Origin of the sequence: Streptomyces sp. NPDC002884 (assembly GCF_040295245.1) — a bacterium.
Classification (GTDB): domain Bacteria; phylum Actinomycetota; class Actinomycetes; order Streptomycetales; family Streptomycetaceae; genus Streptomyces.
The window spans coordinates 123,143-139,391 of the sequence record NZ_JBEOVB010000001.1 but is presented as its reverse complement, the minus strand read 5'-3'; the positions used below and the strand labels follow the sequence as shown (position 1 = coordinate 139,391).

Here is a 16,249-nt window from a genome sequence, read left to right as displayed (position 1 = left end):
CAACAAGTCGACAATGCGGGCAAATTTCCCGCATCCGGTTGGGGGACCGCCCGCCCCTGACTAACCTGCGGGTATGGCCCTAGGAACCGCATCCACCAGGACGGACCGCGCGCGCACCGTGCGCGACATCCTGGCGACCGGCAAGACGACGTACTCGTTCGAGTTCTACGCGCCGAAGACGCCCAAGGGTGAGCGGAGCCTGTGGAACGCGCTGCGCAGGGTCGAGGCGGTCGCCCCCGACTTCGTCTCGGTGACGTACGGTGCCGGCGGCTCCACCCGGGCGACGACGGTCAGGGAGACCCAGCAGATCGTCGTCGACACCACCCTCACGCCGGTCGCGCACCTCACCGCCGTGGACCACTCCATCGCCGAGCTGCGCAACATCATCGGCCAGTACGCCGACGCCGGGATCCGCAACATGCTCGCCGTGCGCGGAGACCCGCCCGGCGACCCCATGGGCGCGTGGGTACCGCACCCCAAGGGGCTGACGTACGCCGCCGAACTCGTGCGACTCATCAAGGAGTCGGGCGACTTCTGCGTGGGCGTCGCCGCCTTCCCCGAGATGCACCCGCGCTCCGGCGACTGGGACACGGACGTCGCGCACTTCGTCGACAAGTGCCGGGCCGGCGCCGACTACGCCATTACGCAGATGTTCTTCGAGCCCGAGTCCTATCTGCGGCTGCGCGACCGGGTCGAGGCGGCCGGCTGTGTGACTCCGGTCATCCCCGAGGTCCTGCCGGTGACGAGTGTGAAGATGCTGGAGAGCCTGCCCAGGCTCAGCAACGCCCACTTCCCGGCCGCCCTGAAAGAGCGGATCCTCACAGCCAAAGACGATCCGGCCGCTGTACGCTCCATTGGCATCGACTTCGCCACGGAGTTCTGCGCACGGCTGCTGGCCGAGGGAGTGCCCGGACTGCACTTCATCACGCTCAACAACTCCACGGCGACGCTGGAAATCTACGAGAACCTGGGCCTGCACCATCCGCCGCAGGCCTAGACCGGTCGCATCCACATACGACACACTGCGTAGCGGCCACTGGGAGAGGGGCGTACATGGGCTGGACGGTCCTCTACATCGCGTTCGGCATCGTCGCGCTGTGGCTGCTCGGCGAGGTGCTGCTTCAGTACAAGGCGCGGCTGCGCTGGCGACTGCTGGCCTTCGTGGGCTTCCTCGGCGTCGTCCTCGGTGTCCTGATCCCGTCGGTCGTCGTCATCGCGCTGGGCGCTGCCGCCTTCGCGGTCGGCCAGACCTACGTCACGCTGTCGTTCCGGCGCGGATTCGCCGAGGGCTGGGCCTTCCGGCGCGGGGACGCGGACACGGAGGGTGAGGGCGCGGCCGTTCCCAAGCGCCGCCGCGGCAAGGCCGAGCGCAAGGACCCGACGCTCGAGGTCTCCGGCCTCGAGGCGGGCGAGGCCGGTTTCGGCGCCGACCCGCAGTACGGCACCGACGGCGTCGCGTTCGGCCACGACACGAACGCCTTCGGCGACAAGGGCGCCTACGGCGACGACGACTACGACCGCGACGACGTCTTCACCCCCGCGGCCCGCACCGCCGACCCCTCGGCCGCCGAGACCACGTCCGTGTACGAGCCGCAGCCCCTGCCCGACGACACCGGCTCCTACGGCGTGTACAGCGACACCGCGTACGCGGCCGCGACCGGCCAGGGCCAGTCGCAGGGCCAGCCCCAGGACCAGTACGCGACGGCCGCCCAGGGCGCGGACCAGAACTACGGCTACGACACGTACTCCGGCTACCACCAGCAGCAGTACGGGTACGACGCCAACGGCGAGCAGCAGTACGCCGCCTACTCCGACCCGTACATCGGCACCCAGACCTACGGCGGCGGCTCCTACGACGCCGGCTACGGCCAGCAGCAGTACGGGCAGCAGGGCTACGGTCAGGAGCAGTACGGCACCGGCGGCTACGGGGAGACCCCGGCCGGCGGCGTCTGGGTCCCGCAGCAGCGCAGCACCGACGACCCGCTGGGCGGCGAACTCCCGCCCGAGCAGCAGCAGTACCCGTACCAGGGCGACGGGCAGCAGCAGGGGCACGGTCAGGGCACGGGCTACGACGAGCAGTATCGGTTCTGACGGCCGCGTCTTCCCGGGCACGCCTCCTGCCGGAGGCGCCTGGAGCACCGGACGCTCACTGTGAGCCCCGGAACCGCGGGCCCTCCACGATCAGCCCGGAGACCAGCGCGCCCGACATCCCCGCGTGCGGCAGTCCGCCGCCCGGGTGCGACCAGCCGCCGACGGTGAACAGGCCTTGCAGAGGCGTGGAGTTGGCGGGATGCAGCAGCCGCCCCCCGGCCGCGGCCAGCGCCGGCGCCGGGACCGCGCCGCCCGCCGCGCCGGTCTCCCGCGCGATGTCGGCCGGGGTGCGCACCTCGCGCCACAGGACGCGGTCGCGCAGACCGGGGACGGCTCGCTCGGCGACCGCGACCAGCGCGTCCACGTGCTCCCCGCGCACCTCCGCCCCCGCGGGGACCACCGCACCGAGCGTGACCGCCTCATGGTCGCCGTCCGGGACCAGGGCCGGGTCGCCGGGCCGCAGAACCGTCACCGTCGGCCGCGCGGGCACGGACGGCGCCGTACCGAAGAGGCTCTCCAACTCGCCGTCGCGGTCCACCGTGTGCACCACCGTCCGGTGCGCGGTCCCGTCCGGCCGGGCGCCGCGCAGCGCGAGCAGTACGGTCAGCCGGCTCGGCAGGCCCCGCTGGGGCGCGACCTCGCCGTTCGCGCGGGCGGGCAGACCGCCGGCGCTCCCGGGAGCGACCACGAAGTCCGCCTCCCGCACCGCACCTGCCGCAGAGCCGAAGGCCTGGGCGGTGCCCTCGGCGAGTTCCACGCCCACCGCCCGGCCGTCCTTCTCCAGGACCCGGGTGACCTCGGCGCCGAAGACGAACTCCACCCGGCGGGCCAGACACCGCTCGTAGAGGGCGCGGGCCAGCTCCCGCATCCCCCCGCGCACGTACCAGGTGCCGAAGGCGTGCTCCATGTACGGCAGCACGGCCGCGCTCGCCGGGGTGACCCGCGGGTCAAGGCCGTACGCGAGCGCGTGGCCCTCGAGCAGCGCGGTGAGCCGGGGGTCGCGCAGCTCCCAGGCGCCGACCTCGGCGAGGGTGCCCGCCCGGCGGGTGCGCAGCAGGCGCTTGTGCGGGACCGCCGGGTAGGGCTCGCGGGCGGCCAGCACCGACCAGTCGTCCCACAGGGGCTCCTCCAGGAGCGGACGGCGGGTGCGGTCCCAGGCCTCGCGGGCCCGGACCAGGAAGTCGCCCCAGCGCTGTCCGGCGGGTGCCCCGAGCGCCTCGTCCAGCGCCGTGACGACCCCCGCGCGCGAGGCGTTCGGCAGCGCCACCTCGGTGCCGTCCGCGAAGACGTGCCGGGCGCTGGGATCGACCTGGACCAGCTCGACGCAGGCCTCCAGCGGCTCCTTGCCGGTCTTGACGAAGAGGTCGCGGTAGACGGCCGGGAGGGGCAGCAGACCGGGTCCGGTGTCGAACCCGAACCCGTCCCGCTCGAAGCGGCGCACCGCTCCGCCGTACGTCTGCGTACGCTCGTACACCGTCACCCGGTGGCCCGCGACGGCCAGCCGGGCGGCCGCCGTCAGCGCGCCCGTCCCGGCGCCGATCACCGCAATCCGTGCCATGCCCGCGACTTTATCGGCCGCCACCGACAGTCACGCCGTCAGCCCGGTGGCGGCGGCCAGGGGAGCCGTGTGAGCCTGCGTTCCTCCCGTCGCTGGGCCCTGCGCCGCAGAAACCGGCGGATCCGGGAGACCAGGAGGAAGAGGACCGTCAGACCGGCGAGCAGCAGCGCCCCCGCGATGACCGAGGCGGCCACCGGATGGAATATCGCGAACGTCACGATCCCGGCGACCCCGAGATCCTCGGCCAGGCTCACGAGCACGTTGCTGAACGGCTCGGGGGAGGAGTTCACCGCCATCCGGGTGCCGGCTTTGACGGCATGGCTGGCCAGCGCCGTCGAACCACCGAGCAGGCCGGCCGCCGCGTCGGAGAGCGAACCGCTCTGCCCGGCGAGCACCGCCCCGATCCAGGCACCCGCCGCCGGCCGGACGACCGTGTGCACGGTGTCCCAGGCCGAGTCCACGTAGGGGATCTTGTCGGCGACCGCCTCGCACAGGAACAGGACGCCCGCGGCGATGAGCACCTCGGGACGCTGGAGCGTCTCGGGGACGTCGTCGCTCAGGCCGGTCGCGCCGAACACGCCGAGCAGCAGCACCACCGCGTACGCGTTGATGCCGCTGGCCCAGCCGCTGGTGAACACGAGGGGGAGTACGGACACGGACGCGATCGTAGCCAGTCGGCCGCCCGGCGTCCTGGGGATGAGTACGCAGAGCTGAGTACACGTACCTAGTGGGTGAGTTGAGTACGCGCGCGGATGGGGGCGGACCTGCGCGAACGAGACAGTGGTGGCACGGAAAGAGGCGCGGCTCCGGCACCGGCGACACGGGGCGCCGGAACGGAGCGGCCCTCGATCCGCTCCTTCCGCCGGCCGGTTCGGCGGGAGTGAGGCGCGGGGGGCACCCCGGGGGAACGACCGAACGGGGGACAACGGGGGAGGGAACGGGGGAACAGGGGAACGGGGGAGCACGAGGAAGCGCCGGTTCGAGGCGGCCCACGGGGGACGTGGCCACCACGGACCGGCGCTTTCGTGCGCCCACGCGCGCAGCGGCGACGCGGTTCGGTGCCGCACCCGCGCGTGCGCGCTACCGGCGACCGCTCACCCGCCCCTGGAGCAGCCGGGACAGCGCCGAGTGGACGTCGTCCAGGGACCGCTCCGGCTGGAAGGCCTGCCAGTCCAGCGCGGCCACCAGCACCATGCCCACCAGGGCGGCCGCCGTCAGCTGGACATCGATCTCGTCGCTGAACTCGCCGTTCTCGACGCCCTCGCGCAGCACCCCCTCGACGACGGCCACCGCCTCCTGCCGGACCACCATGAGGGTGGACTGCCAGGCCCGGTTGGTGCGCCACAGTTCGGCCACGTAGAGCTGGGTGAAGGACGGGTAGCGGTCGATGAAGACAAGGCCCGCGCGGACCATCGCGTCCAGGGCGTCGACCTTGCTGCCGCCGTCCCGCGCGGTGCGCTCGGCCGCCTCCCGCAGCGAGGCGGTGAGGAGGCCCACGCCGTGCCTCAGCAGTTCCTCGAAGAGGACGGACTTGCTCGCGAAGTTGTAGTAGACCGTGCCCTTCGCGACGCCGGCCCGTTCGGCGATCTCGTCCACTGTCGTCGCGGAGAAGCCCTGCTCGGCGATGAGGGTGACGGCCGCTTCGTAGAGCTTCTGCCGGGTGGCCTCGCGGCGGGTGCGGCCGCCCGGGGTGGTGCTGCTTTCCATGGTCCTGATTGTCACAGGAACCGGGCCCGCCGGACGCCGGATCCTCACAGGCTCAGCTCCGGGTGCAGCCGGTCCAGGGTCCACACCTGGCGGCGGCGCGCCGACAGCGCGGTCAGCGCGAGGGCGCCCGCGGTGAAGGCGACGAGCACCACGCACGCGTGCCACACCGGTGCCAGACCGCCGCCGGTGATCAGCCTCCGGAGCGCCTCGACGACGTGACTCATCGGCAGGTAGGGGTGGATCGCGTTGAAGAAGCCGGGGCTGGTCTGCACGGGATAGGTGCCGCCCGCCGACGTCAACTGCAGCATGAGCAGGGCGAGTACGAGGATCCGGCCCGCTGCCCCGAAGCGCGCGTTGAGCCACTGCACGAGGGCCGCGAAGCACGCCGTCACCAGGAACAGGAAGCCCACCGTGCCGGCCGCCCGCGCCATCTCCAGGCCGATCGCCCAGTGCAGCACGGCCATCAGGGCCGTCGTCTGGAGCACCCCGATCGCGACCACCGGCAGCCAGCCCGCCAGCGCGATCCGCCACGCCGGGGCGCCCGCGGCGAGCGCGCGCCGGTTCATCGGCGCGATCAGCATGTACGCCACCATCGCGCCCACCCACAGCGACAGCGGGATGAAGTACGGGGCGAAGCCGGTGCCGTAGTTGGGCGCCTTGTGCAGGTCCTGGGAGGCGAGCTGCACGGGGTCGGCCATGACGGCGGTGCGCGCGTCGCGCTGCCGTGCGTCGTAGTCGGGGATCTGCGCGGCGCCGTCGTGCAGGCCGTCGGCGAGCTTTCCGGAGCCGTCGGAGAGCTTGAAGATGCCGCCGTTGAGGTCCTGGGCGCCCGTCTCGAGCTTGGTGACGCCCTCGTCGAGGTCGACCGACCCCGTCTTGGCCGTGCCGAGCCCGGTGTGCAGCTTCTTGGCGCCCTTGGCCACCTTCGAGGCGCCCGTGTTCAGCGCGTTGACCTTGGTCACGGCGTCGTCGAGGTCCTCGGAGAGGTGCGGGGCGCTGTCGGCGAGCGACTGTGCCTGCTTCTGCAGGGTGGCGAGGTTCGTGCGGAGCGTCTTCAGGTCGCCGTCCTGGTCGGCGACCAGCGTGTCGAGGTCGTCGGCGACCTTCACCACGTCGGCGGCCGCGTCCTTGGCCTTCTTCAGGTCGGCGCACGCGGGGTCGGGCAGTACCGGCGTCTCGCAGCGTGCCTCGTGGACGGCGGCGAGGGTGTCCGAGGCCGTGTGGGCGCCCTCGGCGGCGGTCGGCGCCAGCTTCACCAGGGTGGCGAGGTTGTCGCGGATCACCTTGGCCGAGTCGGCCACCAGTTGGGCGGTGTCGCCGATGGTCTTCTCGTTGTCCTCGACGAAGGGCCCCAGCGCGTCGGCGACCCCGTTGACCTTGTCGGCGAGCGTCTGGGTGCCGTCCGCGACCTTCTGCGAACCGTCCTCCAGGTTGTCGGCGCCCTTGTCGAGCTTCTTCAGGCCCTTCGCCAGCTCGCCGCTGCCGTCCTTGGCGTCGCTCAGCCCGTCGGCGAGGTCCTTGGAGCCCTTCTCGGCCTTCCCGATGCCGCCGGTGAGGTCGTCGGCCCCGTCGGCGGCCTTCGCGGTCGCTCCGTGGATGTCGGAGAAGGAGACGAAGATCTTGTCCAGGAAGGACCGAGAGGTCTTCGTGGACGCGGCCGTGCGCACCTCGCTGAACACCGTTCGCGAGATCTGCCCGACGATGTAGTTGTTGGCGTCGTTGGTGCGCACCTGGAGGGCGCTCGTCTCGGGCGAGTCGCCGGCGCTGGACGCGATCCGCCCGCTGAAGTCGGCCGGCATGGTCAGCGACAGGTAGTACCTGCCGTCCTCCACGCCCGCGCGTGCCTCGGCGGCACTCACCTCGTGCCAGTCGAAGACCTCGCTGTCGCGCAGGCCCTTGGTGATGTCGTCCCCGGCGCTGATCCTCTTCCCGTCGGCGGTGGCCCCCTTGTCGTCGTTCACGAGCGCCACGGGGATGCGGTCGAGGCGGCCGTACGGGTCCCAGAAGGACCACAGGTACAGGGCGCCGTACAGCAGGGGCAGCAGCAGGAGCGCGACGAGGGCGGCCCGGGGGAGTTTGCCCCGGCCGAAGCGCCGCAGCTCAAGCGCGGCCAGTCTCGGCGATCGCATCCGCCTTCTCCTCTTCCTGCTCGGTCCCGGTGGTCCCGGTGGCCTCGGTGGTCCCGGTCGTCCCGGTGGCCTTCGTGGGCTCGGTGGGCCGGGTGGCCTCGGCGGGCTCGGTGGCCTCGGTGGGCTTCGTGGTCCCGGCTGTCTCCTGGGCGGATCCGGCGGCGGGCTCGGCCGGGTCCTCGGCGGTGTCCTCCCGGGCGGGGGTCTCGACGGCGTCCTCCCGGCCGAGCGGGACGGTCTCCGGGCCCGTGGAGACCGTGACGGTGCCCTCGGGGGCCTCCCCGCACACGGCGAGGACGGTCGTCCCCGCCCCGGCGAGGGACCTGAGCAGCGCCCAGACCTCCTCCCGCTCGGCGTCCGTCAGCTTCAGGTCGATGTCGTCGACGCCGAGCAGCCCGGGGCGGCCGATGAGCGCCAGCGCCACGGACAGCCGCAGCGCTTCGAGGCGCTCCAGATCGCGGACGGCGGTCCGCGACCCCTTGGGCAGGGCCTCCCGGTCGAGCCCGGCGGCGGAGAGCGCGGTGTCGATCCGCAGCCCCACCCCGGCAGCCCGCTCCGCGCGAGGTCGCAGCAACTCCCGTACGGGCCCGCCGAACCGCCGCTCCAGCAGCGCGCGTTCGCGCAGGTGCTCCCCGACGGTCAGGGCCGGGTCGAGGTCGGTCACGCCGGCGACGTGCGCGAGCGCGCTGACGCGCCGCACGGCGGCCAACTGCTTCGGCAGCCGCGCCCCGCCCACGGCCGCCGTCCCCTCGGTGGCCTTCATCCGCCCGGTGAGGGCGAGCAGCAGGCTGGTCCGGCCGGAGCCGGACGGCCCCTCGACGGCGATCAGCGAGCCCGGTTCCGCGTCGACGCCGATGCCCCGGAACGCCCATCCGCGTGGGCCTCGGAGCCCGAAGCCGTCGGCGGTGACACCGACTCCGTCCACAGGTCCCCCTGGTTGACAACTATTTGAACTGACTGGTCAGTGCAAAAACTAGCCCGAACCTTCGATCGAAGCAAAAGCCCAGGTCAGAACGGATTGTCAGTGCCATACCCCACGATGGGCACATACGGCAGCCCGTATCAGGGCGTGCCGTCACACAGACGACAGGAGGTTCGTCATGGCCACCTACCACGCAGCCGCCGCAAACCGGCGCCGCGCCACCGGCCCTGCCCCCTCACTGAACGGCCCTGCGAACGACGTGCACCCCGTGCTGCGCCGCACCACGGCCCCGCCCGCCGCCCTCGACCTGCTCGCCCAGGCCCGCGCCGGGCTGGACGAGGTGGCCGTCCTCGAAACCCCCAACGAGCGCTACGCCACGGCTCATCTGGCGGCCCTGCGCACCGCGGCGGCCGTGCTCGCAGCCCGGGGCCGCCCGGATCCCTCCCCGCGCCGCCGGGCCCGCATCCGGAGCGCCTGGGAAGTGCTCCCCGAGATAGCGCCCGAACTCACCGAGTGGAGCGCGCTGTTCGCCTCCGGGGCCCCGCGCCGGGCCCGGGCCGAGGCGGGCATCCAGGGCGCGGCCACCCGCCGGGACGCCGACGACCTGATCCGCGACGTGGCGATGTTCCTGCGCCTCGTCGAACGCATGCTGGTGCTCCAGCCGGTGCTCCCGCAGCCGCGCCAGGAGGGGGACGATCCGGCCGGCCCCGGTACGGGGCGCGACCTGCCGGACGCGGGCTGACATGCGCCGCCGCCGGGGCGTACCACCGTGACCGGGCAAACGCGCCGGAGGCAATAGGGTGGAAGACGCCTGAAGCCTTCCCTCCGCCCGTCCGCCCGCCCACCGGGCAGGTCGGATCAGGCCGGGAAGGCAGCCCGTTCGCCCCGCCGCGCAAGAGGCGGTGCCGCGCCGAGGAGTCAACTGCCGTGTCGGACCCGATGCGCCCGCCCGTCTCCCCCCACAGCCCGCACCCGACGCCGCCACGCGCCGACCCCCCTCGGCCCCGCGCCGCGCTCCGTACGGCCGTGGTCTGGGAGGTCCTCCAGGAGGCACTGGAGCGCCGGGTCAAGGCGACCGGGCGTGCATCGCTCGACGTCCTCGACACCGGCGGCGGCAGCGGCAACTTCGCGGTGCCCGTCGCACTCCTCGGGCACCGGGTCACCGTCGTCGACCCCAGCCCCAACGCGCTGTTCGCCCTGGAGCGCCGCACCGCCGAGGCCGGCGTCGCCGACCGGGTGAAGGGCGTCCAGGGCGACGCCCACGGGCTCTTCGACGTGGTCGAACGGGGCGGCTACGACGCGGTCCTGTGCCACGGCGTCCTGGAGTACGTGGACGACCCGGCCGAGGGCGTTCGCAACGTGGTGGCCGCGCTGCGCTCCGAGGGTGTCCTCAGCCTGCTCGCCGCCGGTCTCGGCGGAGCCGTGCTCGCGCGCGCCCTCGCCGGCCGCTTCAAGGAGGCCCGGCAGGCCCTCACCGATCCGGACGGCCGCTGGGGCGAGGGCGACCCCGTGCCGCGCCGCTTCACGGCCGAGCAGCTCACGGCACTGGTCGAGGGCGCGGGTCTGCGGGTCGGGTCGGTGCACGGCGTGCGCGTCTTCGCCGACCTCGTCCCGGGTGTGCTCGTGGACACCGAGCCCGGCGCCCTCGAAGCCCTGCTGAAGCTCGAGGAGGCCGCCGCCGAACTCGCCGCCTTCCACTCCGTGGCGACCCAGCTTCACGTGCTGGGGGAGACGCGGGGGGCCGACGGGACCTGAGCGCCTCCTGTGGTGCACCGCTGATCAGGGGCTTGGCTGCGCATGGAGTACGCCACAGGCCCCCCGTTCGGGCGCAGTGCGCCGTATGATCGAGGGAGACCGCCCGGCATGACGGGTCGGCTCCTGGGGAATGGAATCCTCAGCGGGCCGGGACGTCCATGACGGGCTCCGGTTGGCCAATTGGCGTAGAGGGGCGGGTTTCACGGGGGCGATTCCCTGCCTATCCTGAAGGGACCCCCCGGGTCGCCCCGGCGACTGCACGATGAGGAGGACTCCGTGCCGCTCTCGGAGCACGAGCAGCGCATGCTCGAGCAGATGGAGCGAGCGCTGTACGCCGAAGATCCCAAGTTCGCGTCGGCGCTCGAGGGAAGCGGGCTGCGTACGTACACCCGGCGGCGGGTCTACCAGGCGGTCGCAGGCTTCCTCGTGGGTATCGCGCTCCTCATGGCCGGTATGGTCGCCAAGCAGGTCTGGCTGAGCGTGGTGGGCTTCCTCGTCATGCTGGGCTGCGCGGTTCTCGCCGTGACCGGCTGGCGCAAGGCGCCCAAGCCGGGCGAGCAGCCCGCGGCAGGAGCCGCAGGAGCCCCGGGTACCCCGCAGGGTCGAGGCCAGGGCCGGCAGAAGCGCTCCATGATGGACCGGATCGAGCAGCGCTGGCAGCGCCGCCGTGACGAGCAGGGCGGTCACTGACACCGCGGCAGCACCCCCATGCGAAGAAACGTTGAGGGGGCGACCACCCGGCCGGGTGGTCGCCCCCTCAACGTCGTGCCCTCACCGTCGCGCGTCCCCGGCCTTCGCGGAGCTTCCACGAGCCCCCGCACAGTTCCTCCTCGGCACGAATCCGGGCCCGTGCCCGGCCCGGTGCCCGGCCCGTACTCAGCCCGTACTCGCTGGCTGCTCAGGCCTTGCTCGGGCCGAGCTCGGCGCCACCTGGACGCCGGCTCGGCCCCGCCGCCTCAGCCGCCCTGCTGCTGGCCCTGCCGCTCGGACGGCCGCCGCACGAGCGTCGCCAGACGGGCCGCCCAGGACGCCTTGAGGGCCGTCCAGCGGTCGTTGACGTCCCAGACCGCGCGGATGGCCGAACGCGGCGCCACGACGGCGCGCACGCGCGTGGTCCAGCCGACCTGCTCGCGCAGGGCCCCCCGCACCGTGCGCACGTCGTCCGCCAGGCCGGCCTCGGCCCTCGGCTCCGGAGCGAACAGCACCTGCTCCACCGCGCCCGCGACCCGGTGCACCGAACGGCCCACCGTCTCGTCCAGCTCCGCGATCCGGACGATCCGCGCGGCTGCCCGCCGCGGGGTCAGCGCGTCGTCCGGCTCGATGCCGTAGTCCCAGGCCGTGTCGGTGAGCTCGCGCCACACCGCCAGCACATGCCCGACGGCCGCCTCACCGGCTTCCTGCGGCGGCACGTCCAACAGCACCGCGGGAGCGGGGTCGCCCGGCCGCCGGCCGTCGCCGCCGTCCTCGCGTCCGCGCGGGGGCGCACCGGCGGGCGAGGACGCGGAGTGCTGGGCGGACGCCAGCCGCACCGAACGCCGTCTCAGCCGCCACAGCATCGGCAGCAGCGGCAGGGCGAGTGCCGCCGCCCCCAGCAGCGTCCATCCGGCGACCGCGTACCAGGGGGTACCGCCGCCGTCCTGCTCCGTCGGGTCCAGCGGCAGCGCGGCGGCGCAGCCCTCGAGCTTCTTGTCCTGGGCCGAGCAGCTGGTGCTCGCCGAGGGCTCGGTCGAAGGCGCCGCGTCCGCCGAGCGGGTGGCCTGCGGCAGGTCGGGGACGGTCGTGCCCGAGCTGTCCGGCAGCGTGTACGTGGGCGTGCTGCCCCGGGTCGGGGTCGGCTCGAAACGGGTCCAGCCGACGCCCTCGAAGTACAGCTCCGGCCAGGCGTGCGCGTCCTTCAGACCCACCGCCACCGAACCGTCCGCCTGCGGGGAACCCGGAGCGAAGCCCACCGCGACCCGCGCCGGTATCCCCAGCGTGCGTGCCATCGCGGCCATCGCGAACGAGAAGTGGACGCAGAAGCCCTGCTTGTCCTTCAGGAAGCGGGCGATCGCGTTGGGGCCGCTGCCGACCTCGACCTCGGTGTCGTACTCGAAGCCGCCCGTCACCGCGAAGTAGTCCTGGAGCGCGACGGCCTTCTCGTAGTCGCTGGTGGCGCCCTTGGTGATCTCCCGGGCCCGCTGTGCCACCACCGCGGGGAGGGAGTCCGGGACCTTGGTGTAGGTGCTCTTCACCGAGCCGGGCGCCTCGGGCGCCGAGGCCAGCTGCTCCGCCGTCGGCTGCACGTCGAGGCTCGTCACCTGGTACGTCTTGCCGCTGGTCTTCTGGCCGTGGTCGCCGACCAGGGTCATGCCGACCGGCTCGTACCGCCAGTTGCCCTTGATCTGCACGCTGCTGGGCGGGTACGGCATCGGCAGCCAGTCCTGGCCGTAACCGGTGGCGGCCGCGATCCGGGTCGTGATCTCCGTGCGCTTGACGTCCTGGCCCAGACCGGTGGGCGAGGGGAACTCGTCCGGCACGGCGATGATGTGACGCTTCGCCGGTTTCCACGTCGTGCCGTCGAAGTCGTCCAGCGACACGATCCGCAGGTACATGTCCGAGAGGTTGCTCGTGGTGGTGCGCAGGGTCAGGACCGTGCGGTCCTCGTCCACGTTCAGGCTGTCGCGCAGCGACACGAGCGGGTTGACGGCGGAGATCGTGCCCCCGCTGCCGTTGCCCGCGCCCACGCCGGTGCCCGCCCCGTCCAGCAGGCCGCCCTGTATCGCGGGCAGCGGCAGGAGCGGCACCACGAGGGCGACGCCCAGCGCGGCCATGCCGATGCGGCGGCCGGTGCGCACCGGCGCGACCGGGCCGGGCTGTCCGCCAGGACCGCGCGGCGCCCCGCCGAAGACGCGGCCCCACTGCGAGAGCCGTTCCCGGCCCTCGGCGAGCAGCAGCATCAGATAGCCGGCCGCGGCGACCAGGAACCACAGCCAGTCGGTCACGCCTTCGGACAGGCCCGCGGCGACCGAGTACAGCGCCAGCAGGGGCAGGCCGGCCGGGGCCGCGTTGCGGTAGGTCACCGCGAGGGTGTCCACCGCCAGGCCGATGACCAGCACCCCGCCGATCACCATCAGCCGGATGCCGTCGGAGAGCGGGGCCGGGATCGCGTACCGGCTCACGTCGTCGGTGCCCGTCTGGAGCAGGTCGCCGAAGTGGCGGAAGGCCTCCGGGCCGGGGACCAGGCCGATCAGGGCGTGTTCCCGGGCGAAGAGCAGGGTCAGCAGCACCAGCGTGACCAGGGCCTGGGCACCCGCGGTCAACGGCCGGGCCAGCGGCACCCGCCGGGTCGCCGCGCCCACTCCGGACTGGACGGCCAGCAGGAACGCCGCCTGGAGGAGCCAGGTCGCCGGGGTGACCAGGGGCAGCAGGGCGCACGAGGCCAGCAGTGTCGCCGCCGCCGAGCACAGCGTCAGTCGAGCCCGCCCGCTCATGACCGTCCCTCCCCGCCGCTCGCCCCGCTCGCCGTCATCACGCCCGCCCGCTCGCGGTCCGCCTGGCGCCACAACTCGTTCAGCGGAGCGCCCCGCGGCACGCTCAGGGCCGTCCAGCCCGCCTCGCGCAGCATCCGCAGCCGCTCCTCCTGCCTGTTCATCGGATCGGGTGCGCCGTTCGGTTCACCCGCCCAGCCGGCGCCGTCCAGCAGGAAGGCGACCGCGCCTCCGCTGCGCTGGCGCATCTTCGCGGCCACCGCCGCCTGCTCCTCGTCGAGATCGCCGAGGAAGGCCACCAGCAGTCCCTCGTTGCCGCCGCGCAGCACGTCGTAGGCCCGGGACAGGCCCGTGCCGTCGGAGTGGTCGACCACCGCGAGGGTGTCCATCATCAGTCCGGCCGCGTCCGCCGACTCCTGGCTCGCGCCGGCGAACCCGTCGGAGCCCTCACCGGGCACCGAGTTGCCGGTGTCCGTCAGCAGCCGCACCGAGAAGCCCCGCTCCAGCATGTGCACCAGCACGGACGCGGCGCCCGAGACCGCCCATTCGAAGGCGGAGTCCGGGCCCGCGCCCTGGTAGGCGAGACCCCGGGTGTCCAGCAGCACCGTGCAGCGGGAGCGCTGCGGCTGCTCCTCGCGGCGCACCATCAGCTCGCCGTAGCGGGCGGTCAGCCGCCAGTGCACCCGGCGCAGGTCGTCGCCGTAGCGGTAGCCGCGCGGGATCACGTCGTCCTCGCCGGCCAGCGCCAGCGCGCGCTGCCGCCCGTCGCCGTACCCCTTGGCCTCGCCGCTCAGGCGGACCGGGGGCAGCGGCTCGACCCGCGGGATCACCGTCAGCGTGTCGTAGGTGGAGAAGGCCCGGGTGAGTTCGCACATGCCGAAGGGATCGCTCAGGCGCAGCTGGAGCGGGCCCAGCGGATAGCGGCCGCGCAGGTCGGAGCGGACCCGGTAGGACACCTCGCGGCGGCCGCCCGCCTCGACCCGGTCCAGGACGAAGCGGGGGCGCGGTCCGAGCACGTACGGCACCCGGTCCTGGAGCATCAGCAGACCGGTGGGCAGCCGCGAGACGTTGTCCATCCGCAGATGGACCCGGGCCTCGCTGCCGGCGGGCACCCGCGCGGGAGAGAGCCGGCGGCTGCCGGCGACCCGGTAGCGGGTGCGGTAGACGACGGCCGCGCAGATCAGCGGCAGTGCGGCCAGCAGCAGTCCGACCCGCAGCAGGTCGGGCTGTCCGAGCACATAGGCGCAGATGGCGGCCGCGATGCCGGCGGCGAGGAAGGAGCGGCCGCGGGTGGTCAGACCGGCCAGGGCCGTGCGTGCGCCGCCCTTCTCGCCCTTCTCCCCGTGGCCCGCGGACGGCTGCCCGGCACCCCCGGTGGTCATCACAGCCTCCGCGACTGCTGCTGGCCGTACGCCTGTGTTCCGTGGCCCAGTCCGTACCCGTGCTGCTGGGGGGTCGCGGGCACCGAGGTGCGCTGGATGATCTCCTCGACGACCTGCTCCGCCGTGCGGCGGTTCAGCTGTGCCTGCGCGGTGGGCAGCAGACGGTGGGCCAGGACGGCCACGGCGAGGTTCTGCACGTCGTCCGGGAGCGCGTAGTCCCGGCCGCTGAGGGCGGCGGTCGCCTTGGCCGCGCGCACCAGGTGCAGCGTCGCGCGGGGGGAGGCGCCGAGTCTGAGGTCCGGGTGACTGCGCGTGGCGGAGACCAGGTCGACCGCGTAGCGACGGACCGAGTCGGCGACGTGGACACCGCGGACGGCGTCGATCAGCTTCACGATCTCGTGGGCGTGCGCGACCGGCTGGAGGTCGTCCAGCGGGCTGACCCCGCCGTGGACGTCGAGCATCTGGAGCTCGGCCTCCGGGCTCGGGTAGCCGATGGAGACACGGGCCATGAAGCGGTCGCGCTGGGCCTCGGGCAGCGGATAGGTGCCCTCCATCTCGACCGGGTTCTGGGTGGCCACCACCATGAAGGGGCTGGGCAGCTCGTACGTCGTCCCGTCGATGGTGACCTGGCGCTCCTCCAGAGACTCCAGGAGCGCCGACTGCGTCTTGGGCGAGGCGCGGTTGATCTCGTCGCCGATCACGATCTGCGAGAAGATCGCGCCCGGCTTGAACTCGAACTCCCGGCGCTGCTGATCCCAGATGGACACCCCGGTGATGTCCGAGGGCAGCAGGTCGGGCGTGAACTGGATACGGCGCACCGTGCAGTCGATGGACTTCGCCAGCGCCTTGGCGAGCATCGTCTTGCCGACGCCCGGCACGTCCTCGATCAGCAGATGCCCCTCGGCGAGGAGCACGGTCAGCGAAAGCCGTACGACCTCGGGCTTGCCCTCGATCACTCCCTCCACCGAACTGCGGACACGCTCCACAGTGGCGGTCAGATCTGTGAGGCTCGCTCGCTCGTCATAGGTCGTCACCCGGCCCTCCTCGGCCCAAACTTTCTCCGGGCCGACGCTCTGTGCGGCAAACCGGCCCACCCCGAATCACGGACGCCGTGCCTGAACTGCTCAGCGTGACGTCACACCCGCATTCTTGCTGCCGTTACCGATTCGTGTCACTCGCCTGTGGACAACTGTCCGCGATATGTCGGTGTTATGACTATTTGGGCGTCCGAGGCACGG

Annotated in this window: 13 protein-coding genes; 5 read left to right on the top strand and 8 right to left on the bottom strand. The window is 73.1% G+C overall.

The genetic code is table 11. The features are described from left to right. Positions 1-73 precede the first annotated feature (73 nt). Both metF and ABT070_RS00615 read left to right on the top strand, forming a co-directional pair. Positions 74-997: a methylenetetrahydrofolate reductase [NAD(P)H] gene (gene metF, locus ABT070_RS00620; protein ID WP_351752649.1), complete on the top strand. Its 924-nt coding sequence runs from the start codon at positions 74-76 to the stop codon at positions 995-997. Between the two features lie 56 nt (positions 998-1,053). Then, positions 1,054-2,091 carry an SCO2102 family sporulation regulator gene (locus tag ABT070_RS00615; protein ID WP_351752647.1) on the top strand — a complete coding sequence of 346 codons (1,038 nt, stop codon included), beginning with the start codon at positions 1,054-1,056 and terminating at the stop codon, positions 2,089-2,091. 55 nt (positions 2,092-2,146) lie between these two features. On the opposite strand, the gene ABT070_RS00610 is transcribed toward ABT070_RS00615, so the two are convergent. The 5 genes from ABT070_RS00610 to ABT070_RS00590 form a co-directional block, all read right to left on the bottom strand. Further along, entirely contained in the window at positions 2,147-3,649 is a 1,503-nt protein-coding gene (locus tag ABT070_RS00610; RefSeq protein ID WP_351752645.1) for a phytoene desaturase family protein, read from the bottom strand. A gap of 38 nt (positions 3,650-3,687) precedes the next feature. Beyond that, entirely contained in the window at positions 3,688-4,305 is a 618-nt protein-coding gene (locus ABT070_RS00605) for a DUF4126 domain-containing protein (protein ID WP_351752643.1), read from the bottom strand. A 424-nt stretch (positions 4,306-4,729) separates the two neighbouring features. After that, positions 4,730-5,356, bottom strand: a complete 627-nt coding sequence (locus ABT070_RS00600; RefSeq protein ID WP_351752640.1) for a TetR/AcrR family transcriptional regulator — start codon at positions 5,354-5,356, stop codon at positions 4,730-4,732. Positions 5,357-5,400: 44 nt separating this feature from the next. Then, entirely contained in the window at positions 5,401-7,485 is a 2,085-nt protein-coding gene (locus tag ABT070_RS00595) for a YhgE/Pip family protein (RefSeq protein ID WP_351752637.1), read from the bottom strand. Beyond that, complete coding sequence (locus tag ABT070_RS00590; RefSeq protein WP_351752635.1) at positions 7,457-8,410, bottom strand: ATP-binding cassette domain-containing protein; 954 nt, start codon at positions 8,408-8,410, stop codon at positions 7,457-7,459. Before ABT070_RS00590 ends, ABT070_RS00595 begins: the two co-directional genes overlap by 29 nt. A 175-nt stretch (positions 8,411-8,585) precedes the next feature. Here ABT070_RS00590 and ABT070_RS00585 point away from each other — a divergent pair, with 175 nt between their 5' ends. The 3 genes from ABT070_RS00585 (at position 8,586) to ABT070_RS00575 (ending at position 10,852) form a co-directional block, all read left to right on the top strand. After that, entirely contained in the window at positions 8,586-9,149 is a 564-nt protein-coding gene (locus ABT070_RS00585) for an SAV_6107 family HEPN domain-containing protein (protein WP_351752632.1), read from the top strand. Between the two features lie 185 nt (positions 9,150-9,334). Further along, entirely contained in the window at positions 9,335-10,162 is an 828-nt protein-coding gene (locus tag ABT070_RS00580; RefSeq protein ID WP_351752630.1) for a methyltransferase, read from the top strand. Positions 10,163-10,438: 276 nt separating this feature from the next. Continuing rightward, positions 10,439-10,852: an SCO2097 family morphological protein gene (locus ABT070_RS00575; RefSeq protein WP_351752627.1), complete on the top strand. Its 414-nt coding sequence runs from the start codon at positions 10,439-10,441 to the stop codon at positions 10,850-10,852. Positions 10,853-11,118: 266 nt separating this feature from the next. Here the strand turns inward: ABT070_RS00575 and ABT070_RS00570 are convergent, their stop codons facing one another. The 3 genes from ABT070_RS00570 to ABT070_RS00560 are packed head-to-tail and all read right to left on the bottom strand — an operon-like array spanning position 11,119 to position 16,045. After that, the gene (locus tag ABT070_RS00570) at positions 11,119-13,632 is read right to left on the bottom strand and encodes a transglutaminase TgpA family protein (protein ID WP_351752625.1); all 2,514 of its coding nucleotides are present in this window, start codon (positions 13,630-13,632) and stop codon (positions 11,119-11,121) included. After that, positions 13,629-15,011 (bottom strand): DUF58 domain-containing protein, encoded by a 1,383-nt coding sequence (locus ABT070_RS00565; protein WP_351752622.1) that lies wholly within the window; start codon positions 15,009-15,011, stop codon positions 13,629-13,631. The genes ABT070_RS00570 and ABT070_RS00565 overlap by 4 nt, the downstream gene beginning before the upstream one ends. Beyond that, complete coding sequence (locus ABT070_RS00560; protein WP_351752619.1) at positions 15,011-16,045, bottom strand: AAA family ATPase; 1,035 nt, start codon at positions 16,043-16,045, stop codon at positions 15,011-15,013. The genes ABT070_RS00565 and ABT070_RS00560 overlap by 1 nt, the downstream gene beginning before the upstream one ends. Positions 16,046-16,249 lie beyond the last annotated feature (204 nt).

Bases quoted from the DNA above. Each gene is read 5' to 3' on its own strand.
- metF (WP_351752649.1), top strand. From the start codon at position 74: ATGGCCCTAGGAACCGCATCCACCAGGACGGACCGCGCGCGCACCGTG.
- ABT070_RS00615 (WP_351752647.1), top strand. From the start codon at position 1,054: ATGGGCTGGACGGTCCTCTACATCGCGTTCGGCATCGTCGCGCTGTGG.
- ABT070_RS00585 (WP_351752632.1), top strand. From the start codon at position 8,586: ATGGCCACCTACCACGCAGCCGCCGCAAACCGGCGCCGCGCCACCGGC.
- ABT070_RS00570 (WP_351752625.1), bottom strand. From the start codon at position 13,632: ATGAGCGGGCGGGCTCGACTGACGCTGTGCTCGGCGGCGGCGACACTG.
- ABT070_RS00600 (WP_351752640.1), bottom strand. From the start codon at position 5,356: ATGGAAAGCAGCACCACCCCGGGCGGCCGCACCCGCCGCGAGGCCACC.
- ABT070_RS00595 (WP_351752637.1), bottom strand. From the start codon at position 7,485: ATGCGATCGCCGAGACTGGCCGCGCTTGAGCTGCGGCGCTTCGGCCGG.
- ABT070_RS00610 (WP_351752645.1), bottom strand. From the start codon at position 3,649: ATGGCACGGATTGCGGTGATCGGCGCCGGGACGGGCGCGCTGACGGCG.
- ABT070_RS00565 (WP_351752622.1), bottom strand. From the start codon at position 15,011: ATGACCACCGGGGGTGCCGGGCAGCCGTCCGCGGGCCACGGGGAGAAG.